Annotated in this window: 17 protein-coding genes; 15 read left to right on the top strand and 2 right to left on the bottom strand. The window is 62.3% G+C overall.

All coding sequences use genetic code 11. The features are described 5' to 3' along the window. Positions 1-3: 3 nt before the first annotated feature. The 15 genes from WBQ96_RS20405 (at position 4) to WBQ96_RS20335 (ending at position 19383) form a co-directional block, all read left to right on the top strand. The gene (locus WBQ96_RS20405; RefSeq protein WP_336553507.1) at positions 4-1128 is read left to right on the top strand and encodes a TIGR03364 family FAD-dependent oxidoreductase; all 1125 of its coding nucleotides are present in this window, start codon (positions 4-6) and stop codon (positions 1126-1128) included. A gap of 5 nt (positions 1129-1133) precedes the next feature. Continuing rightward, complete coding sequence (locus WBQ96_RS20400) at positions 1134-1973, top strand: EamA family transporter (protein WP_336553504.1); 840 nt, start codon at positions 1134-1136, stop codon at positions 1971-1973. A 187-nt stretch (positions 1974-2160) separates the two neighbouring features. Continuing rightward, positions 2161-3183: a putative 2-aminoethylphosphonate ABC transporter substrate-binding protein gene (locus tag WBQ96_RS20395; RefSeq protein WP_336553502.1), complete on the top strand. Its 1023-nt coding sequence runs from the start codon at positions 2161-2163 to the stop codon at positions 3181-3183. 67 nt (positions 3184-3250) lie between these two features. Further along, a complete protein-coding gene (locus WBQ96_RS20390; protein WP_442920869.1) occupies positions 3251-4408 on the top strand; it encodes a putative 2-aminoethylphosphonate ABC transporter ATP-binding protein in 1158 nt (385 codons plus the stop codon). 1 nt (position 4409) lies between these two features. Then, positions 4410-6422 carry a putative 2-aminoethylphosphonate ABC transporter permease subunit gene (locus WBQ96_RS20385; protein WP_336553500.1) on the top strand — a complete coding sequence of 671 codons (2013 nt, stop codon included), beginning with the start codon at positions 4410-4412 and terminating at the stop codon, positions 6420-6422. Positions 6423-6897: 475 nt separating this feature from the next. Further along, a complete protein-coding gene (locus WBQ96_RS20380) occupies positions 6898-7182 on the top strand; it encodes a helix-turn-helix domain-containing protein (RefSeq protein WP_442920868.1) in 285 nt (94 codons plus the stop codon). 331 nt (positions 7183-7513) lie between these two features. Beyond that, the gene (locus tag WBQ96_RS20375) at positions 7514-8494 is read left to right on the top strand and encodes a helix-turn-helix domain-containing protein (protein ID WP_336553499.1); all 981 of its coding nucleotides are present in this window, start codon (positions 7514-7516) and stop codon (positions 8492-8494) included. A 119-nt stretch (positions 8495-8613) separates the two neighbouring features. Beyond that, on the top strand, positions 8614-10641 hold the full coding sequence (locus WBQ96_RS20370; protein ID WP_336553497.1) for a hydantoinase/oxoprolinase family protein: 2028 nt from the start codon (positions 8614-8616) through the stop codon (positions 10639-10641). 3 nt (positions 10642-10644) lie between these two features. After that, on the top strand, positions 10645-12612 hold the full coding sequence (locus WBQ96_RS20365) for a hydantoinase B/oxoprolinase family protein (protein WP_165120314.1): 1968 nt from the start codon (positions 10645-10647) through the stop codon (positions 12610-12612). 171 nt (positions 12613-12783) lie between these two features. Next, positions 12784-13638 carry an FAD binding domain-containing protein gene (locus tag WBQ96_RS20360; protein WP_336553495.1) on the top strand — a complete coding sequence of 285 codons (855 nt, stop codon included), beginning with the start codon at positions 12784-12786 and terminating at the stop codon, positions 13636-13638. After that, positions 13635-14132 carry a (2Fe-2S)-binding protein gene (locus WBQ96_RS20355; protein ID WP_336553493.1) on the top strand — a complete coding sequence of 166 codons (498 nt, stop codon included), beginning with the start codon at positions 13635-13637 and terminating at the stop codon, positions 14130-14132. Before WBQ96_RS20360 ends, WBQ96_RS20355 begins: the two co-directional genes overlap by 4 nt. Continuing rightward, entirely contained in the window at positions 14125-16473 is a 2349-nt protein-coding gene (locus WBQ96_RS20350; RefSeq protein WP_336553490.1) for a xanthine dehydrogenase family protein molybdopterin-binding subunit, read from the top strand. The genes WBQ96_RS20355 and WBQ96_RS20350 overlap by 8 nt, the downstream gene beginning before the upstream one ends. 12 nt (positions 16474-16485) lie before the next feature. Then, positions 16486-17205 (top strand): LamB/YcsF family protein, encoded by a 720-nt coding sequence (locus tag WBQ96_RS20345; protein ID WP_336553489.1) that lies wholly within the window; start codon positions 16486-16488, stop codon positions 17203-17205. A gap of 133 nt (positions 17206-17338) precedes the next feature. Further along, positions 17339-18721: an aspartate aminotransferase family protein gene (locus WBQ96_RS20340; protein WP_336553487.1), complete on the top strand. Its 1383-nt coding sequence runs from the start codon at positions 17339-17341 to the stop codon at positions 18719-18721. Beyond that, a complete protein-coding gene (locus WBQ96_RS20335; RefSeq protein ID WP_336553485.1) occupies positions 18718-19383 on the top strand; it encodes a nuclear transport factor 2 family protein in 666 nt (221 codons plus the stop codon). The genes WBQ96_RS20340 and WBQ96_RS20335 overlap by 4 nt, the downstream gene beginning before the upstream one ends. Positions 19384-19527: 144 nt before the next feature. Here the strand turns inward: WBQ96_RS20335 and WBQ96_RS20330 are convergent, their stop codons facing one another. After that, the gene (locus tag WBQ96_RS20330) at positions 19528-20697 is read right to left on the bottom strand and encodes an ABC transporter substrate-binding protein (RefSeq protein ID WP_336553483.1); all 1170 of its coding nucleotides are present in this window, start codon (positions 20695-20697) and stop codon (positions 19528-19530) included. Between the two features lie 67 nt (positions 20698-20764). Continuing rightward, complete coding sequence (locus tag WBQ96_RS20325) at positions 20765-21847, bottom strand: branched-chain amino acid ABC transporter permease (protein WP_336553482.1); 1083 nt, start codon at positions 21845-21847, stop codon at positions 20765-20767. Between the last annotated feature and the right edge of the window lie 2 nt (positions 21848-21849).

Raw genomic sequence — 21849 nt, 5'->3', positions numbered from 1 at the left:
TCCATGACCGACATGCAATATGATCTGGCTGTCGTCGGAGCCGGCATCGTCGGCCTTGCGCATGCGCTCGCTGCCGCGCGCCGCGGACTGCGCGTCGTCGTCATCGACCGCGATGCACAGGCGAACGGCGCTTCGATCCGCAACTTCGGGCTCGTCGTGGTCACCGGTCAGGAAGTCGGCATTTCGCGCCAATATGCCGAACGGTCACGTGAGGTATGGCTGAGCCTCGCCGGGCAGGCCGGAATAGAAATCCTCCAGCACGGAAAACTCGTCGCCGCGCAGCGCCCCGAAGCGCTCGCGCTGCTTGAAGCGTTCAAGGCGGGAGCGCACGGGCAGGACTGCCGGCTGCTGACCAGCGACGAGGTGACAAGTCACCAGCCCGGCCTCGATGGTTCGAAAATCGTCGGTGGCCTCTACAGCCCGTTCGAGCTGCGCGTGGAATCGCGCGAGGCGTTGCCGAAGCTTGCATCGTTCCTGACGGACCATCACGACGTCGAGTTCCGTCGCGGCGTCGCCGTTTCGGCCATTGCGCCGCCGGTTGTGGAAACCAGCCACGGTCCGGTGCGGGCGGCAAAGATCGTAGTCTGTCCCGGCGATGACCTCGCCACTCTCTATCCGGAGCGCATAGGCCGCTACGGCATCCGGCGCTGCAAGCTGCAGATGCTGCGGCTTGCCAACCCCGGTCACAAGCTTCGCTCGGCGCTGGTTTCGGATCTCAGCCTGCTGCGCTACTCCGGCTATGCGGCGCTACCTGAAGCTGCATCGCTACGAAAGACGCTGACCAGCCAATGTTCCCGGGCGCTGGACAATGGCGTCCATCTGATCGTCGTCCAGAGCGCGGACGGGTCGCTGGTCGTCGGCGATTCCCACCACTATGGCCTCACGCCGGACCCTTTTGCCTCCGACGAGGTCGATCGCCTGATCCTCGACGAATTCGCAGCCCTTTTCGGAGGCTCAACGCCGGATGTTCTCGCGCGCTGGACCGGCACCTACGCCTCCGCATCGGATCATGCGAGCTTCACGGACGAGCCGCACGAAGACGTGAGGCTGGTGATGGTTACCAGCGGAACCGGCGCCAGCACCGGCTTTGCGATTGGCGAGGAAACGATCACCGAGCTGTTCGGTTAACGGGCGTGTCAGCAACCGCACTGACGATCGTGCTTTTCGCGGCACTTCTTCACGCAAGCTGGAACGCGCTGGTAAAGGCCGCGCCCGATCGCGCGCTCACTTTGGCTGCGGTGTCCGCCATGCATGCGCTGGCCGGCATCCTGCTGATCGCGATATCGCCGCCGCCTGCCGTCGCGAGCTGGCCTTCGATAGCGGTGTCGACCGTCGTCCACTACGGTTATTATGTCCTGCTGTTCCAGGCCTATCGGCTGGGCGACCTCAGTCAGGTCTATCCGATATCGCGCGGCATGGCGCCCGCACTTGTTGCCATCGGCACCTTCCTGATGATCGGCGAGACGCTGTCGCCACTCGGCTGGTCGGGCCTCGCACTCGTGACTGCCGGCATTGCTTTCCTGGCGCTGCAGCGTGGCGCCGGTCACGCGGACGGCAAGGCAGTTGTCGTCGCCGCAATGCTCGGTCTCAGCATCGCCGCCTATTCCGTCGCCGACGGCATCGGCGTTCGATTTTCCGAAAGCCCCACCGGCTATATGGGATGGCTCTTCCTGTTCGAGTCGCCGGTCACCTTGGCCATACTGGCAAGCCGCCGCAGGGCAGGCATTCGGATCGATTGGAAAATCGTCGGCATCGGTCTGGTCGGCGGGCTCTTCGCGGTCACCGCCTACGGCCTCGTGCTCTACGCCAAGACGATCGCTCACATCGGCGCGGTATCGGCGGTGAGAGAGTCCAGCGTCATCATCGCCGCCCTGATCGGCGTGGTCTTCTTTCGTGAAAGACCATGGTTCGGGCGCGTTCTTGCAGCCCTCGTCGTTGCCCTCGGCGTGATAACGCTGGCTGTCTCCGAGTAGTATGACAGCAGCATGACTACTATCGCCTCAGGTGATGGCTTTATAGGATAAATAGATTTTACTTATCGACCATACGGCTTCACGATTGACACATGGGCGACATCGACCGGCGCGAATGACCGGTGAACTGCCGTAGAGCATGAGCGCCTCGATACATCGCAGATTGTGTCAAATGGGGAACCAAACAATGAAAAATACCGCATCCATCATCGTTGCTGCACTGGCGGCAGCGCTCTCTGCTTCAACCGCCTTTGCCGAAACCAACCTCACCGTCTACACCGCGATCGAGGCCGTCGATCTCGACCGCTACAAGGCCGAGTTCGAGAAGGCCTATCCCGACATCAAGATCAACTGGGTGCGCGATTCCACCGGCGTCATGACCGCCAAATTGCTGGCCGAAAAGGACAATCCGCAGGCCGATGTGGTCTGGGGACTGGCGGCGACTTCGCTCCTGCTGCTCAAGGGCGAAGGCATGCTGGAGCCCTACGCTCCTGCCGGCGTGGAAAACCTCGACCCGCGCTTCGTCGACAGCACCACGCCTCCATCGTGGACAGGTATGGACGCCTATGTCGCGGCGCTGTGCTTCAACACCGTCGAGGCCAAGAAGCTCGGCATCGCCGCGCCGAAATCCTGGAAGGACCTGACCAAGCCCGAATACAAGGGCCACGTCGTCATGCCGAACCCCAACTCTTCGGGCACCGGCTTCCTCGACGTCTCCGCCTGGATGCAGACCTTCGGCGAGAAGGATGCCTGGGCCTTCATGGACGGCCTGCATGAAAACATCTCGGCCTACACCCATTCCGGCTCCAAGCCTTGCAAGATGGCCGGCGCGGGCGAGACGGTGATTGGCGTTTCCTTCGAGTTCCCCGGCGCCAAGGCCAAGAGCGCCGGCGCGCCGATCGACATCATCTTCCCGGAAGAGGGTTCGGGCTGGGAGGCCGAGGCAACGGCCATCATCGCCGGCACGGCAAATCTCGACGCGGCCAAGAAGCTGCTCGACTTCTCGGTCTCCAAAGAGGCCAACGAGATGTACAACCAAGGCTATGCCGTGCTCGCCTATCCGGGCATCGCCAAGCCGGTTGAAAACCTGCCGGCCGACGTTGCCTCCCACATGATCAAGAACGACTTCGAGTGGGCGGCCAACAACCGCAAGGCGATCCTGACGGAATGGGCCAAGCGCTACGACGCAAAGTCCGAGCCGAAGAGCTGATCGCAGCTTTGACGAGGGGCGCCCAGCGATGCGGCGCCCTTTTCGCAACCAAGCACTGGTGACTGGAATGAGACATGAGATCGTGGCCGGTCAACCGGCGACGCCGGCCGGGGTGCATCCAATGACCGGAACGGGCAAGCTGGCCTATCTTGAAATCGACGGCCTGTGGAAGGCATTCGGCGATTTCATCGCTCTCAAGGGCGTGTCCCTTTCGATCCGGGAAGGCGAGTTCGTTTGCTTCCTCGGGCCATCGGGGTGCGGCAAGACCACGCTGCTGCGCGCCGTCGCCGGCCTCGACCTGCAGACGCGCGGAACGATCCATCAGGCCGGCAAGGACATTTCGACCTTGCCGCCGTCGAAGCGCGACTACGGCATCGTCTTCCAATCCTATGCGCTGTTTCCCAACCTGACGATCGAACGGAACATAGCCTTCGGCCTGGAGAATGCCGGACGCCCAAGGGCGGAAATCAATGCGCGTGTCGCCGAGCTTCTTGCCCTTGTCGGGCTTGCCAGTCAGGCCAAAAAGTATCCCGCCCAGCTTTCCGGCGGCCAGCAGCAGCGCATCGCGCTGGCGCGCGCCATGGCCGTGGCGCCCGGGCTGCTTCTGCTCGACGAGCCGCTGTCGGCTCTGGACGCCAAGGTGCGCGTGCATCTGCGCCACGAAATCAAGGAACTGCAGCGCAAGCTTGGCGTGACGACCATCATGGTGACGCACGACCAGGAGGAAGCACTGTCGATGGCCGACCGCATCGTGGTCATGAACCACGGCGTCATCGAGCAGATCGGCACGCCGACCGAAATCTACCGCCAGCCGTCGACGCTTTTCGTCGCCGATTTCATCGGCGAGACCAACCAGATCCCGGCCAAGGTTCTGGCAGGCGACAGGCTGGCCGTGGAGGGGACCGAACTGGCGTGCGCGCCTCATCAGCTCGCGCTCGCCTGCGACGCAACGGCGGTGATCCGGCCCGTCGACATCATCCCGCATTCCATGGGCAGCACCGACAAGGTCGGAACGCCGGAGAACCTGATCGAGGTGACGGTTAAGGAGATGGAGTTCCTCGGGAGCTTCTGGCGTACGCGGCTGTCGTCGCCGCGTCTCGGCTCGCGCATCCTGATCGCCGATTTCTCCATCAATGCGGTTCGCCGGCTCGGCATCGCGGTGGGCGGCGCGATGCGCGTCGAACTGCCGGGCGAACGTCTGCTCGTCTTCGGAAAGGCCGCCTGAGATGGCCGCGGCGACGCTGACCATACCGGCCGGCCGGGCGTTGCGCCCGCAAATGTCCTCGGACGACATCATCAAGCGCGGATTGATGATCGTCATTTCGCTGTATCTTCTGGTGGCGCTGGCCGCGCCGCTCTATGTGCTGCTTTCAAAATCCGTGACGACCTATCACTTCGATCTCGCCGCCTTCGAGATCCAGCGCAGCGACGAGACAGGCGCGAATTTCGGCCCGGCCAAGACCGCGGCGGCGCTGAACTCCGAGACCGATGCGATAAAGCCTGAACAACTCGACGCCGGTTCTGGCGATCGACTTTCCGTGACAGGCCTGTTCCCCGATTTCAGCTTCCGCAGCCCTGTCAAATACCGCATACGCGGCATGGACGGCGCCGCTTCATTCCTTGTCGGTTCGGAACTGCATCGCGGCACCGATTGGCTCGAGCTCGACTCCAACACGTTCCGGCGCGTTTCGCTGCGACCGTCGACCGCCACGGGCCTCGACAATTTCGTCAGCTATTTCTCGACGCCGTCGCTGACGCAGGCGATCTATAACTCCGTCCTCATGGGCGTGATCACGACGGTACTTGTCATCGCGATCGCGTTTGGCCTCGCCTATGCGCTGAACCGCAGCCAGATGCGCCTCAAGGGTTTGTTCAGGCTCGTCACGACGATCCCGATCCTCGTCCCATCGCTGTTGCCGGGCATCGCATTGGTCTATCTGTTCGGCAATCAGGGCCTGCTGAAGGAAGCCATGATGGGCTATTCCATCTACGGCCCGATCGGCATCGTCGTCGGCTCGGTGTTCTTCACCTTGCCCCACGCCCTGTTGATCGTATCCACGGCTCTCGCAATTGCCGACGCCCGCCACTACGAGGCGGCGGCCTCGTTGCGGGCCAGCAAATGGCGCACGTTCTGGACCGTCACGGTGCCTGGCGCACGCTACGGCATCATCTCGGCCGCCTTCGTGGTCTTCACCATGGTGGTGACCGATTTCGGCCTGCCCAAGGTCATCGGCGGCCAGTACAACATGCTGGCGGTCGATATCTACAAGCAGGTTATCGGCCAGCAGAATTTCGAGATGGGCGCGGTTGTCTCCGTCATCCTTCTCGTGCCGGCCGCTGCTGCCTTTTTCGTCGACCGCCTGATCCAGAAGAAACAGGTCGCGCTGCTGTCGGCTCGCTCGGTGCCCTATCAGCCCAAGCCTAATGCGCGCTTCGACTGGATGTGCTTCGCCTATTGCGCAGCGGTTGCCCTGTTCATCCTCACCCTGATCGGCGTCTGCCAGCTGGCGGCGACGGTAAAATTCTGGCCCTACGACCTGACGCCGACGCTCAAGAATTTCCGCTTCGACCTGGTCGATGGCGGCGGTTGGGGCGCCTATGCGAATTCGATCAAGATGGCGCTGCTGACGGCAATCTTCGGCACGGTCATCGTCTTCGTCGGCGCGTATATGGTCGAGAAGAGCGAAGGCTTCCCTCTCGGGCGTACGCTGTTCCAGTTCCTTGCCATGCTGCCGATGGCCGTTCCCGGCATGGTCCTCGGCCTTGCCTACATCTTCTTCTTCAACAATCCGGCGAACCCGTTCAACGCGATCTATGGAACGATGGCCATCCTCGTCGTCAGCACCGTGACGCATTTCTATACCGTGTCGCATCTGACCGCACTGACGGCATTGAAGCAGATGGACCGCGAGTTCGAGCCGGTTGCCGCATCGCTCAAGCAGCCATTCTACAAGCTGTTCTTCCGCGTCACGGTTCCGGTCTCACTGCCGGCCATTCTCGACATTTCGATCTACCTCTTCGTGAATGCGATGACGACGGTGTCTGCGGTCGTGTTCCTCTATTCGACACACACGCAGCTCGCATCGGTCGCTGTTCTCAACATGGACGACGCCGGCGACGTGGCGCCTGCCGCGGCCATGGGCATGATGATTTTCTATACGAATGTCGTTGCCCGGCTTGTGCACGCGGGCATATCGCGCACGTTACTGACACGCACCCAGGCATGGCGGCGGCGGTAGATGTCGAGAGTACATTGGCTTCACCGGTCTCGGTCTCGGGCTCGACCGGCCGTTCGTCTTCGGGGCGACATAGCATTGGTTTCAGAGGCCGTAATCTCATTTCGGTCACTGCCATTGATTTTCAATCGAAATTATCGCGCGCCGGCAACGCTTCCCACTGACCTTCGCCGCCACCGAATTCGTTCCGTGCAATACGCACGTTCTAGGACGATCGCGAAGAAAAACGAGACTATGCAGCATAGTCGCATTGTCTCGCATCATTATCCTTGCCCCGGTGCCGAGATAATCCGGAGCGTGTCCATTGCCTGACGAACTAGCGAGTATTCGCATTCGACCCCTTGGCCAGAACGCCACATGGCCAACTGCTTTAGCAGTGTAGCGAATGTGATGTCTTCGCCGCTGCCGCCAGTAAACGGGTGCCTGGGTTGGGGCGAGTAACCGAACGCTGAGTCGGCTATTCCAACGCGAAACCAGCATGTCGTTTATTCACTGGCGCCAGCAACTGCATATCGGTCTGGCACTGCAGCGTCTCGCACAACGCGAACTGGGCACGAACATCGCCGCCGATCTTGGCTATGAGAGCGTCACCGCGTTCATCCCGATGTTCAGGCGAATGCTGGAAACAACGCCCGCGCGGTATTTTGGAGAGGCAGCCTCGGATCGAAGTGATCGAAAGACGCTTGCTCGCGACGAAGGTGATCGTGACATCGCGGAAGCAGCCGAAACAGCGCCGAATGCCGTCCCGTTAAGAAGATCATAAGCGCTTCAGCACGGAACCTGAAAGAACCCCACACCGCCGGCTGATGACCGGCACTGAGGGTGGCCACTTCGGCTCGCCGGTCGCCCCTCATAAGGGACATCAAAACCCATCAGTTCGGCTACAGTGCTGCAGGCCAAATGGATCGCCAGAGACTAGGACAGCTTGATGAAAAGTTGGAGTGATGTCGCACGCTTTTACGTTGCCTGAGACAAAGCTTCGTGAAGGCTCCAGCAACATAAATTTATTCGTTTTTGAACAATACGCGCCGCCGATTTCCTGTACTCTGCAAAAAACACCGGGAAAACCGGGGACCAAACAGAAAGGTCGGGGAATGAAATACGTCGTCGATACGATCGGCGGCCCCACGGGCGGAGACGCCTGGCAGGCCGCAGTAACCGAAGCCTATTTTCCGCTCGACACGGAGTATCAAAATCGTCGGGAATTTTCCGGTACGTTGGAAATCTTTTCGCTGGGGCCTGTCAGTGTTTCGAAGATGCGCTGCAATGCCGTCAGCTATCGCCGTCACCGCCGCCATTTCCTCAACGAGCGCGACGCCAGTCTTCTCATCACCATTCCGGAAATGTCGGAGGTGAATTTCTCGCAAGGGTCGCGCACCGTGAAATGCGCGCCGGGCGGGTTCCTCCTTGAGCGTGGCGATGCCCCTTACGAATTCTGGCACGGCAAGCCGAACGCGCTTTGGGTTCTCAAAGTACCGTCGTCGAGCGTCCGCGCGCGGATCGGATCGGCCGAACGGCTCAGCGCCCTCAGCTTCGACGCGACGCAAGGCGTGGCCGCGCTCTTTATCGATACGGTCCGCGCCACGATTGGCCACGCCGACAACGTCGGTGAAGCCGCACGCGAGATGGCAGGCAGGCACATCCTGGAAATGTTGTGCTTGTCTATCGTTAGTGACGACCGCGTTCTCGACAGCAGTATTTCGCCGATCCGAGCCGGTCATCTGCACCGGGCCGAGCAGTATATTCGCGATAACCTGAAGAGTTTCGACCTCGGACCACAAGCCGTGGCGGATGCCTGCGGCATTTCCCTGCGTTATTTGCAGGGACTTTTCCAGGACAGCAACAAGTCTATCAACGGCTTTATCCGCGATCATCGCCTCGACCGTTGCGCGGAGGAGCTGATGCTGCTGACCAACACCAGCAGCATCGCCGAGATCGCCTATCGCTGGGGTTTTGCCGACCAGTCGCAATTCTGCAAGCACTACCGGACGCGGTTCGGCTGCTCTCCCACCGATACCCGTCGCGAGGCGGCCGTTCGGGCAGGACACGCATCGGCCTTACGCGGACGGCACTGAACCACGCATCGTCCGATGCTCTAGCCGCTTTCCCGACTGATTTTTCCTGACGCCGCTCCCGCTGGGGCGGCGACTGACGGGTCATGCCCGAAACCATTCAAGCCTGCGAAGGAAACGTTATGAGCAGAACCAGAGTTGCCGTGGATGTGGGGGGAACCTTCACCGACATCTGCATCATGGACGAAGACAGCGGCGCGATCCGCATCGAAAAGACAGCGTCCACGCCTGACGATCCCATGCAGGCGATCATGAACGGCGTGGAACAAGGCCGGATCGACCTGTCGGAGGTGACGATGTTCTCGCATGGCACCACAGTTGCGACCAATGCGCTGATCACCCGCCGCCTGCCGCGCACCGCCATGGTCTGCACCGAAGGGTTTCGGGATGTCGTCGAAATTCGGCGCGCCAACAAGGAAGACCTCTGGGACACCTACAAGGACGTCGCCAAACCTTATATCCCGCGCCGCGACCGGCTGACGGTTCGGGAGCGGATCGATGCGGAAGGTACGATCCTCGAAACGCTGAACGAAGCGGACGCCCGCCGTGTTGCCGAAGTGCTGAAGAAGCGCGAAGTCAAGTCCATCGCCGTCTGCTTCATGAACTCCTACGTCAACGGCGCAAACGAGCGCCGCATGCGCGATATCCTCAAGGAAGTCATACCGGACGTGCCGGTCTCGATCTCCTCCGAGGTGATGCCGGAAATCTTTGAGCACGAACGCTTCTCCACCACCATGGCGAACGCCGTCTGCGCGCCGGTCGTCGTCGACTACGTCTCGCGGCTGGGCGAAAAGCTTGCCGCTGCGGGTTACAAGCGCGACCTGCTGCTGCTGCATTCGGGCGGCGGCGTCATGACACCGGCAAGCGTCAAGGACTTCTCGGCCCGCCTTGCCGGGTCCGGCATTGCCGCGGGCGCGATCGCCAGCCGTTTCATCGGCAATCTCTGCGGCTTCCCCAACTCGATCGGTTTCGACATGGGCGGCACCAGCACCGACGTCTCGCTCGCCTCAAATGGCGAGTCACGCATTACGAAGGACTGGTACATCGAATATGGCTATCCGATCCGCTTCCCCTCCATCGAGGTGCTGACGATCGGTGCGGGCGGCGGGTCGCTCGCCTGGCAGGACGAGGGCGGCAGCTTGCGCAACGGACCGCAATCTGCCGGCGCCTATCCTGGCCCCGCCTGTTACAAGAATGGCAACCGCACGGCCACGAACACCGACGCCAATGTCATGCTCGGCCGTCTCGGCACCAGCCTTGCCGGCGGCAAGATCACGCTTGACCCTGCCCTAGCAGCCGAGGCAGTGCAGGAGACCGTGGCAACCCCCTTCCGCATGGAATTGCACAAGGCCGCCGAGGCGATCATCGCGGTGGCCAACGCCAACATGGCCAATGCCGTCCGGCTGCTTTCCATCAGCCGCGGCTATGATCCGCGCGACTTCGCGCTCGTCGCCTTCGGCGGTGCCGGTGCCCTGCATGGCGCCGCGGTTGCCAAGGAACTGTCGATCCCGACCGTGATCGTTCCGCTCAATCCCGGCGTCACCTCCGCGCTCGGTTGCCTTCTTGTCGACGTGCAGCACGATTTCTCCGAAAGCTTCATGGCCGACGCCTCAACCGTCTCGCCTGCCGAGATGCAGACAGCCTTCGCCCGCATGGAGGAACAGGCCGTCGAGCGTCTTGCCCATGAGGGCGTGGCGCAGGAAGACATGGCGCTGCAGCGCACGGTCGAGATGATGTATCAGGGCCAGTGGCGCTCGCTTGCCGTCTCTGCACCAGCGCAAATCGACAGCATGTGCTCGATGATCGAGGCGTTCCACAACGAGCACGAGCGCGAGTTCAACTACCGCCGCGAAGAAGCGCCTGTCTCCATCTTCCGCATCGCCGTGAAGGCGGTCGGGATTGTCCCCAAAGCCGAAATAGCCAAATACGACGTCTCGCCGCACAAGGCCGAACCGGTTGGACGCCGCAGTGTCTGGTTCGACGGCGTTGCCCACGATGCCGCGGTCTACGAGCGCGACCGGTTGACTGCGGGCGCGGCCTTTGCCGGCCCGGCAATCGTCGAACAGTTCGATTCCACCACAGTGGTTCCGCCGGGAATGAGCGCGACCGTCGACGGTTTCCTCAACATCCTCATCGGAACGAAAGGCTGAGACATGACAAAGATGGTTGAACCCACCGCCAGCCTCGATCCGGTAACCTTCGAGGTTCTGAAGAACTCATTCATCACCACCGTCGATCAGATGGCCGAGCAGATGTTGCGCACCTGCTATTCCTTCGTCATCTACAATCGCGACTTTTCAAACGCCCTGCACGATGCCGACGGAAATTCGGTCGCCCAGGGCAATTACGACATCGCGGTCCATGTCGGCACGCTGCACAACACCTGCAAGGACGTGATCCGCGTCTTCGAGGGCGACATGGCGCCCGGCGATGTCTATGCCATCAACGATCCTTATGCTGGGGGCACGCATTTCAGCGATGTTCGTCTCGTCCGGCCGATTTTCGATGAAGACAGACTGATCGGCTTTTCGCAGTCCAACGGTCACTGGTCGGATCTCGGCGGCTCGGTGCCGGGCTCCTTCGACGTCACGGCCCGCGATATGTTCCGCGAGGGCCTTCGGATCACCCCGATACGCCTTTTTCAGCGCGGCCGCTTCTGCTCCGACGTGGCAAACATGATCGCCGCAAATACGCGCGATCCGGCATCGATCATCGGCGACATCCATTCCCAGGCCCAGGCAACGCAGGCGGCCGAACGCGAACTGCTGAGGCTCGTCAAGAAATACGGTCGTGACCAGGTAACGCGTGGCATGGAGGAGGTGCAGGATTACGTTGAACGTGCCGTGCGCAAGCGTCTCGCCGAATTGCCCGACGGCACCTGGGAGACGGTCGACTACATTGACCGGGATCTAGGCGCCGGCGAAGGAATGATCCCGATCCGCATCAAAATGACGATCAAGGGCGACACGATCCACTACGACTTCACCGGAAGCCATTCGACCATTGCCTCGATGTACAATTCCGCGCCGGGCGCGACCTTCTCGGCCGTGGTCGCCGGCATGAAGACCTTCTTCCCCGACCTTCCGCTCAACAGCGGGTTCTATCGCATGATCGAGGTGACCGCGCCGAAGAACAGCGTGGTCAGTGCGGAATGGCCGGTGGCGGTGACCGGCTTCCTGATGCCGTTCGAGAAGATCATGAACGCGATCTTCGAAATGTGGTCCAAGATCATGCCCGAACGCGCCATCGCCTGCGCTTTCAACCTCGAATATCTGCTGGCGGGCGGTCGCGATGCGCGCAAACCCGACAAGCCGATCTTCATGTTCTACGAATGGCTGCCCGGTGGCTGGGGCGGCCGCAACGGCAAGGATGGCGCCGACGTCACCACCGCCTGCTTCGGCACGGGCCTTATGTCGCAGCCGAACGAAGGCAACGAGCGGGTGAACCCGACGCGGACCACCGAGTTCCAGATCAAGCAGGATTCAGCCGGCCCCGGCAAATGGCGAGGCGGCGTCGGCGTGCAGAAGACCTCCGTGCTGCTCGACGCGGAAAACGCCGTCATGTCCTACATCTGCGACCGCGAGCGCGCTGTGGTCTGGGGCGTCGAAGGCGGCCTGCCGTCCATGCCGCACGGCCTGACGTTGAAGCGGGCCGGAGAAGACACGGCGACTTGGCTCGGCTCGGTGTTCTCCGACCATGCCGTCTATACTGGCGATGAGTTCGCGCGGCCGACGGCCGGCGGTGGCGGCTTCGGCGATCCGCTTGAGCGCGATCCCGCCAAGGTGAAGGAGGACGTCATCGACGACTACGTTTCCTTGGAACGCGCAAAGACCGACTATGGCGTCGTAATCCGCGAGATCGACCGCGATCTTTGCCAATATGAAATCGACGAGGCGGCGACCGAAGCCTGTCGCGCCGACATTCGGGCCACACGCAAGGATCGGGCACGGATGGATCCGGCCGAGGTCGCGCGCAAATATCAGGCCGGCGAGATCAATACGCTCGATGCGGTTCGGCACTATGCCGTGATCCTCGACTGGGAGACGGGCGAAGTCCTCCCCAAGACCACGGCGCAGTTCCGCGAGAGCTTCGAGAAACGCAGCGTCGCCCACTGGGCCTGACCGCTGGAGAAAGGCGAGCGCCGCAGAAACTTGCAAGCGCTCGCCATCCGTCAGAAATATCTGTTTTTTCGATATAATATTCCAAGAATTACTATTTCACAGGAGCCAAAAGCTGGAGCATCAATGCTGCAGCGCCACAAAAAGATGGCAGTTTCCGAGGGGTAAAGACAAATGGCGCAAAGCGTGGAACGGTCGTTCACCGTGGCCGGCAGTATTGACGAGGCGTTGGCCGCACGCCAGCAAGGCGCAGCGGTGCTTGCCGGCGGCACATGGATGATGCGTGACCCCCTTCGCGGGGTCGATCTTCCCGAGGCGGTCGTCACACTTCACCGAATTCCGGCCTTGTCCGAGGTCGAAGTCGATCCGGATCATACCGTTATCGGCGCTGCGGTTACTCACGCGGTCCTTGGTCGTGCGCTGCGAGGGCTGGCGGGCTTCGAGGCTCTGGTTGGAGCGGCGGACGGTGCGGCCAATCCCGGCATCCGCAGGGTTGCGACCGTTGGCGGCAACCTCTGCACCCTGGATTTTGCCGCCGCAGACCTTGCCCCTGCCCTTCTTGTCTGCGAAGCGATGGTGGAAATGGAGACTTTCGACGGCCCGAAGCTCATCGGCATTTCGGATTTCCTCAGAGATCGGCCTACTTTGCTGGCCGATGCGATCCTGACGAAGGTCCACCTGCGCCGCGACCTGATCGCGAGCGCACATATCCGCCTGCCGCTTCGCATGGCCGGCGACTATCCCGTAGCGATCGTCTCCATCGCTGTGGACAAAGACAAACGGTTTCGTATCGCGGTCGGTTCTGTGGAGCCGATAGCGCGGCGCTGGACCGCCTTGGAGGAAGCATTGGCTGCAGAACCGGGTGGGTTCGCGCTCAATCCGGAGCGCGTCACTGAGCTGGCAGCAGAACACAACGACTTTCACGGCCGCGACAGCACGGAAGCTGAGGGTTGGTATCGGCGTCAGGTTCTTCCGGCTCTGGTCAAGCGGAGCATGGCGGCACTTCTCAAGACGGAGGGTCTGGCATGACGGTGACATTCCGGCTGAATGGCGAAGACTATCGCTTTCGCGACGATCCGATGACGCCGCTCGTCGACATTTTGCGGCAGGAACGCTTCCTGACCGGCACGAAGGCGGTGTGCCGCGAAGGCTTCTGCGGCGCCTGCACGGTCCATGTCGATGGCGAGGCGGTGCCTTCCTGCCTGAAGCCGGTCGGCCTTCTGCACGGATGCGAGGTCGTCACCATCGAAGGGTTGAGTTCCGGCCAGGAAGCACTGCATCCGCTTCAGGCCGCGTTCGAGGCGGCGGATGCCGTGCAATGCGGCATGTGTTTTCCCGGCATGGTGATGAGCCTCTCGGCCTTCATGCGCGACAATCCGGGCGCGTGCCGTACTGAAATCAAATCCGCCATGGTCGGCAACATCTGCCGCTGCACCGGGTACGAGCGGATCGTCGACACCGTCGTCGACTGCCTCGACACACATCAGCAAACCACTGAGACGGCAGGGAGCATGAATGTCTGAGCTGTCCGCCACGGTAATGAATCTTCCCCGCCGCGACGCGCAGGACAAGCTGCGCGGGCGGACGAAATACACCATTGACCGTGTTCGCCCCGACATGCTGCATGCCGTGCTTTTGCGCTCGACGGTGCCGGCAGGACGTATCCGGCGGCTCGACGTGTCAGCGGCACACGACTGTCCCGGTGTCCGCGCAGTAGCGACTGGAGCCGACGCCCCCGGGCTCTATGGTATCGGCATTGCCGACCATCCGCTCCTTGCCATCGACACGATCCGCTATCACGGCGAACCCATCGCGGTCGTCGCAGCAGAGACAGAGGCGCAGGCGCGAGCGGCCCTTGCGGCGATCGTGCTGGAGATCGAACCGCTTGCACCGGTCTTCACCATGGCCGAAGCGCTCCAGCCGAGCGCTCGGCTCGTTCACGAGGACTGGCGCAACTATGAGATAATCACCGAAGGCGGCGCGCGCGCCGGCAACATCGCCTGGGAAGCCAAGTCCAGCCGGGGCGACGTCGACGCTGCCTTCGCCCGCCCCGATGTCCGCATCGTCGAGAGCAGCTTCACCGTCGGCCGGCAGAGCCATGTCCCCTTCGAGCCGCGCGTTGCCATCGGCTCCTGGGAAGACGGACGCGCCCACATCCAGACCTCAACGCAAGTGCCCTGGACGGTCCGCAACGTCACCGGAAGGGTGATGCAGCTGCCGCCCGGGCGCGTGCGGGTCACGGTGCCGCCGGTCGGCGGTGGCTTCGGCCTCAAGTTCGATGCCTCCATCGAGCCGATCACCGCACTTCTGGCGCGGATGACGGGGCGCACGGTGATCTTGGAAAACAGCCGGCAGGAAGAGATGGCCACCTGTCTCTGCCGCGAGAATGCGGAAATCCGCATCCGTTCCGCCGTCACGGCAGAGGGAGAAATCGTCGGACGCGAGGCGGTCGTGCTGATGGATTGCGGTGCCTATGGCGGCGAGCAGGTCTTTCTGACCACGATGACCGCACACACGCTGGGCGGCAATTACAGGGTCGGTGCGATGCGCCTCGTCAGCCGTGCGATATACACCAACACCCCGCCCAATGGTGCTTTTCGGGCCTGCAACGGCGTCTACAACACCTTCGCGCTGGAGCGGCATACCGACGAGATCTGCGAGGCGCTCGGCTTCGATACGATCGCATTCCGCAAGAAAAACGTCCTGCGGAACGGCGATCTCGGCGCCACCGGCCAGGTCTTCGAGGCCGACGTGCTGGGTCCGATGCTTGACCGCATGGAAACCTTGCGAGCCAACACCGGCACCTCGGAAGCGAAGGCCGACGGTAGGCTCTACGGTACTGCTACGACTGTCGGCACCTGGTTCGTCTTCGTTGGACCATCGGCTGCGACGGTCAACCTGAACGCCGACGGCAGTGCGACATTGGTCACGTCAGGCGTCGAGATCGGCTCGGGCACGATGATGCAGTCCCTGCCACAGATCGTGGCAGGACAGCTTGGGCTAGCGCCCGACCAGGTGATCGTGCGCGAGGCCGATACCGACGCCGCCGGCCTTGACGTCGGCGTTGGCGGTGGCCGCACGACCGTATCCATCGGCGCCGCCAGCGTTGCTGCCTGCACGGAAGTGAAGGAAAAACTGCTGCGTACCGCAGGCGAAATGCTGCAGACCCGGCCGGAAGACCTCCTTCTGCAGGGCGGTCGCGTGGAAATCTCGGGCCGCCCTGGTTCGGGCGCGACAATCCCTGCCGTCGTCGCCCATGCGCAGGCCACCACCGGTCCGATATCCGGCAGCGGAGCGTTCACGGCCAAGAACACTCCGGCAATGTCCGGCTGCGCCATGGGTCATTTCATCGACGCACTCGATATCCCGGTCTTCGTGGTTCACGAGGCGGAGGTGGCGGTCGATCCCGACACCGGCCATGTCGAGGTGCTGGCTTATCGCGTCGTGCAGGATGTCGGTCGCGCGCTCAACCCACGTGCCATCATGGGCCAGATACAGGGCGGCGTCGTGCAAGGGCTGGGCTACGCCTTGCACGAGGAGGTGACGATCACCACCGACGGGCGCATCGCGCAGGACAACTTCGAGACCTATCGCCTGCCGCTGGCTCCGGACGTAGTTCCCGTCACGGCCGACCTCTATGAGGGTGCACCGTCGATGGGGCCGCTCGGCACCAAAGGTGCGGGCGAGGTGCCGATCCTGGCGGTAGGTGCCGCGATCGGTTGCGCGGTGGCACGCGCGATAGGCAAACCGGTGCGACAGTTGCCGCTGACACCGCCGCGCGTGCTTCGCCTGCTCCACGAGCACGAAACACAACCGGAATTTCCGCACATCGCCCCCGGCTGGGCGGCAAATACCCTGGGCTGAGGGACGCAAACCATGGTCACCCTGAACTGCGACATGGGCGAAAGTTACGGCAACTGGCGCTTCGGCGACGACGCCGGCATCATGCCATATATCGACTGCGCCAATATCGCCTGTGGCTTCCACGCCTCCGATCCATGGACGATGCTGAAGACGGTCCGGCTGGCGCTGTCGCATGGCAAGAATGTCGGCGCGCACCCTTCCCTTCCGGATCGCGAGGGGTTTGGCCGGCGCGAAATGAAACTGCAGCCGGAAGAACTGACCGCGGCCTTCCTCTACCAGATTGGCGCTCTGACAGGGATGCTGGTCGCCGAGGGCGGTCAACTCAGCCACGTGAAGCCGCATGGCATCGTCTACGGCATGGCCGCGCGCGACATGGACACCGCCCGTGCCATTGCCGCAGCCGTCAAGCCGTTTGGCGTACCGCTTTTCGGCATGGCGGGAACCTGTCACGAGACGGCGGCCCAGGCACTCGGCGTGGAGTTCATCGGCGAATTCTTCCCCGACCTCACCTATGCGCCGGACGGCAGCCTGATCATCCCCCGCGTCCACTCGGCCATCGATTTGCCGCTCGCCGAAGACCGCATGTCGCGTGCGCTCACCCGCAACGAACTGGTGACGACGGACAACAAGGTCCGCCCGATATCCTTCGGCACGGCATGCATTCACTCCGATCCGCCCAACGCGCGCGATGTCGCCGCGCTGATGCGGCGGGTCATCGACACGCATTCCTGAGGTTCATCATGCTGCCTGCTGGCGATACCCGGCTTTCCGATAGCGACCTTGGCCACGAAGGCTTCTTGTACGGGATCGAAGCGTATCTCGATCTCAAACCGCTTACCATTTCCCCAAGCCACTGAGGACTTTCATGGACACGCTTTCCAACTCTCTCGCCACAGCCGACATCGCGACCACGATGCATCCGTACACCAACCTGCGCCAGCATGAGAAAACCGGCCCGCTGGTCATCAGCCGTGGCGACGGCATCCGCGTCTATGACGAGCGCGGCAAGGAATACATCGAGGGCCTCGCCGGGCTCTGGTCGGTGGCGGTCGGCTTTTCGGAAAAGCGGCTGGCCGATGCGGCCTATCAGCAGATGCTCAAGCTGCCCTACTACCACACATTCTCCTCAAAGGCGCATGAGCCCTCCATCCGGCTCGCCGAGAAACTTGTGGAGATAACACCTGAGAACCTGACACGCGTGTTCTTCACGTCATCTGGCTCGGAAGCCAACGACACCATCGTCAAGATGATGTGGTTCATGAACAACGCGCTCGGCCGGCCCAAGAAGAAGAAGTTCCTCGCACGCACCAAGGGCTATCACGGCATCACCGTCGCCTCCGGCAGCCTCACGGGCCTGCCGGTCAACCATCGCGACTTCGACCTGCCGGCGATCCCGGTTCGCCACCTGACCTGCCCGCACTTCTACCGGTTCGGCATGGAAGGCGAGGACGAAACGGCCTTCACCGCGCGCCTGCTCGCCGAACTCGAAGCCGTAATCGCAGAGGAAGGCGCCGACACCATTGCCGCCTTCATCGGCGAGCCGGTCATGGCCGCCGGCGGCGTTCTGCCGCCCCCGGCCGGCTACTGGGAAGGTGTCGAGAAAATCTGTCGGGCAAACGACATCGTCCTGATCGCCGATGAGGTGATCTGCGGTTTCGGCCGTCTCGGCACACCCTTCGGCTGCCAGAAATTCGGCTTCACGCCCGATATCATGACCCTATCCAAGCAGATCACGTCCTCCTACATGCCGCTGGCGGCCGTGGTATTTTCGGAAGCGATCTACCAGGCGATCGCCGACAACACGGCGACTATCGGCAATTTCGGCCACGGCTTCACCGCCTCGGGCCACCCGGTGGCAACCGCGGTGGCGCTGGAAAACCTCGCCATCTTCGAGGAACATGATCTGATCGGCAACGCAGCTAGGCTTGAAGCTTCGTTCCAGGCCGGCATCCGCTCCTTTGCCGATCACCCGCTGGTCGGCGAAGCACGCGGCACAGGTCTTATCGGAGCCGTCGAACTGGTGGCCGACAAGGCCACCAAGCGCCCCTTCGCGACGGTCGGGCGTGCCGGTGCTATCGCGTCAGGGATCGGCCACGAGGAAGGCCTCATCTTCCGCGCCATTGGCGATCAGCTGGCCCTTTGCCCGCCACTGATTTCGACGGAAGACGATGTCAGGGAGATCATGGCGCGCATGGGCCGGACACTCGAACGCCTGACCAGTGCCGTGGCGGAGGAGGGACTGGAATGAGCCGCCCGAAAGCTGAATCCGTTACCCATATCTACGACGACCGTTTCCGTGTGACCGAATGGCGCTTTGCCACCGGGGCCGAGACGGGGTGGCACATCCACGGCCATGATTACGTCATCGTGCCACTGACTGACGGCAAGCTCGGCCTCGAGGGTCCTGACGGCGCTCAATCGCAGGCAGCGCTCACCCAGGGGGTTCCCTATTCGCGGCGAACCGGCGTCGCCCATAATGTCGTCAATGCGGGCGACGCGCCCCTCGCCTTCCTGGAGGTCGAGGTGGTGGACAGCGACCTCTCCGCCCGCAGGCTTGCGGTTCTCGACCGTTTCCTGGCGGCATGGAATGCTCGCGATGTGGACGCGCTGATGGACTGCATGGCCGAGGATTGCGCCTTCCACGGTTCTGCCGGTCCCGACGCGGAAGGGCGCAGGCATTTGGGGAGGACCGCCGTGCGCGCTGCCTATGCGGCTTTGATCGATGCCTTTCCGCAAGCGGCATGGACCAGGGGAAGCCACATCGTGACCGGCGACACCGGCCTCTCGTCCTGGCGCTTCGTCGGCACCACAACAGCGGGGCAGCAGGTCGAAGTCGATGGCTGCGATATCTTCGCCTTTTCCGGCGACCTCATCTCGCTGAAGGATTCCTACCGCAAGGCGCGCGGATAGCCGATATCTCAAGTTGCCAAGGCGCGGTCCAAACGGCGGTCCCTCCTGAGTTCGAAATGTCCCTCGCAGAAAAAAGAAAAGGCCCGGCAACGACCGGGCCTTTTGCATGAAGGGCCGGAGCTGGTCCGGCCCTTCTTCCGTCCTTTATTTCAGCAGGGCTTCCATCGGGACCGGCTCGGAGATCGTCCAATTGCCGACGACACCAGGCTTGCCACCCTTGGTTTCAACGATCAGGTAGCGTGCCTTGTTCTGGTGATGCAGTTCCGGCGTGAAAGTACGGGTACCGAACAGCGTCGGCTCGTCCTTCATCTTTTCCAGTTCCGCCACGACCGCGTCGGCCTTTGTGGTGCCTGCGCGTTCAACCGCCTTGGCCCAGATGTCGATCATGACGTAACCGGGATAGACGTACTGGCTCGACGGATCGGCACCGGTCTTTGCCTTGTAGGTGGCATTGAACTTGTTGACGTCGGCACTCGGATCGTCGCCATAGATCGAACCCTGAACAGGAACGAAGAAGTTCGACAGGTCCGGCACTGCGGAAAGCCAGTAGCTGCCATCGACGCCCGAACCGTTCAGGATCATCGAGTTGATGCCGGCGGCACGAAGCTGCTTGATGGCCGAGACGGCGCCCGGCATCATGGTGCACAGCATGATCGCATCCGGCTCCTTCGGCAGGGACTTGATGCGGGTGATCTGCGCGGCGATGGACGCGTCCTCGTTCTTGAAGGTGTCTTCACCGACAAGCTTTGCACCCTGGGCTTCGAGCTTCGGCATCATCCAGTCGAAACCGTCGCAGATGCCCTTGTTGTAGACCGTCCAGGTGTCGAGCAGGCGGTAGAAATCCTTTGCACCCTTTTCCTTGAAAGCCCATTCGGCCATGGTCGCGCCCTGAACCGGTGCCAGCACCGAGGCCGAGAAGCTATGCGGGCCAACGCCCTGGATACCGGCCTTGATCGATTCCGCGCACAGGAAGAATGAGACCTGGCCTGCATCCTCGGCGGCTAGCGCAGCTGGGGAGCCGAAGTCGTAGTCGCACGAGACGACGACAAGGTCCGCACCCCCGTCGAGCACCGAAAGACCCGCCTTGGCGCCTTCGGCACGGTCGGACTTGGTATCGGCCTTGACCACCTCAATCTGCTTGCCGAGCAGACCGCCCGCCGCGTTGATCTCCTGGATGCGGATCATGGCCGCTTCCTGGGCGGGTTTGTCATAGGCTTCCATGAAGCCCGATTCCGCCGTGGCGAAACCGACAACGATCTTGTCGTCATCGGCCAGTGCGGGGTACGCCACCGACAACACAGCCAAAGCTGTCATCGCAATTCTCATCTTGTACGCCATTGGACATCTCCTTGTTGATCTCCGGTCGGCTTCCTGCCGCCGGTTAGCCACGGTTTCTGCGGGGTAAGGTGACTTCGCGATTGCCCATGAGGCCGGATGGGCGAAGCGCAAGGATCACGATCATGATGATGCCGAGAGCGATTTCCTGAAGCCCCTTCGGCATTGCGAAAGTGGACTCGCCGATCGGCACGCCCGCCTCCAGCCAGCGCAGCGCCTGGATGAGGGCGGACAGAAGCACGACGCCGATCACTCCGCCTGAGAGACTGCCCATGCCGCCGACGACCAGCATGGAGAGGGTTGTGAATGTCAGGCTGAGATAGAAGGTGTCGGGTGTGACGACACCGATTGAGTGCGCCATGAGCGCGCCGCCCAAACCCATCACCGCGCCCGAAACCACAAAGGCCACGAGGCGTTCCTTGGGGATGTCAACGCCCGACGCCGAGGCCGCGATGGGTTCGTCCCGTGCCGCACGCAGCGCGAGGCCAGAACGCGAAATGGCATGTGCCCAGGCAATGAAGATGGCGACGACGGCACCGATCAGATATGGCCAGATCGTGCGGATGATGGGAATGCCGACGACCGACGAGGTTCCGCCCGTAACGCTGTCCCAGTTGGAATAGATGGTGTTTATCATCGCCAGCACGGCAAAGGTGGCGATCGACGCGGCGATGCCTGAAAGCCGCATCAACACCCTGCCGAATATCAACGCCGCCACGCCGGCAAAAAGCGCGGCAAGAACCGCTGCCTCCCAATAAGGAAGCCGCGTCTGCAGCAGCCATTCAGGCAGCCCCGGCAAGGCACTGCTTTTCATGATGGGGTTGATGGTCAGCCAGGCGGCGGCATAGGCCCCGAGGCAGGTGAAGCCGACATGCCCGAAGCTGAGCACGCCTGAATTGCCGATGAAAATGTAGAGCCCCACGACGAAGATGACGCGGACAAGAACGTCGATCACCGTCTGGTTGAAGGGGCGCGACCCCGTCATCACGGTGATCAGCGTGATGGCGATCAGCAAGAGCGAGAGCAGGATCGGCGTTATGATCGTGCGGCGTGCCAGCGAGAAACGCGCCGGCTTTTTGGCAGCTATGACATCGATGGCAAGCGGAGTTTCCGATACCACTGCGGACATGG

It is taken from the genome of Mesorhizobium sp. CCNWLY176 (assembly GCF_037153935.1).
GTDB classification, from domain to species: Bacteria; Pseudomonadota; Alphaproteobacteria; order Rhizobiales; family Rhizobiaceae; genus Mesorhizobium_M; species Mesorhizobium_M zhangyense.
This window is presented reverse-complemented; position numbering and strand designations above follow the sequence as displayed.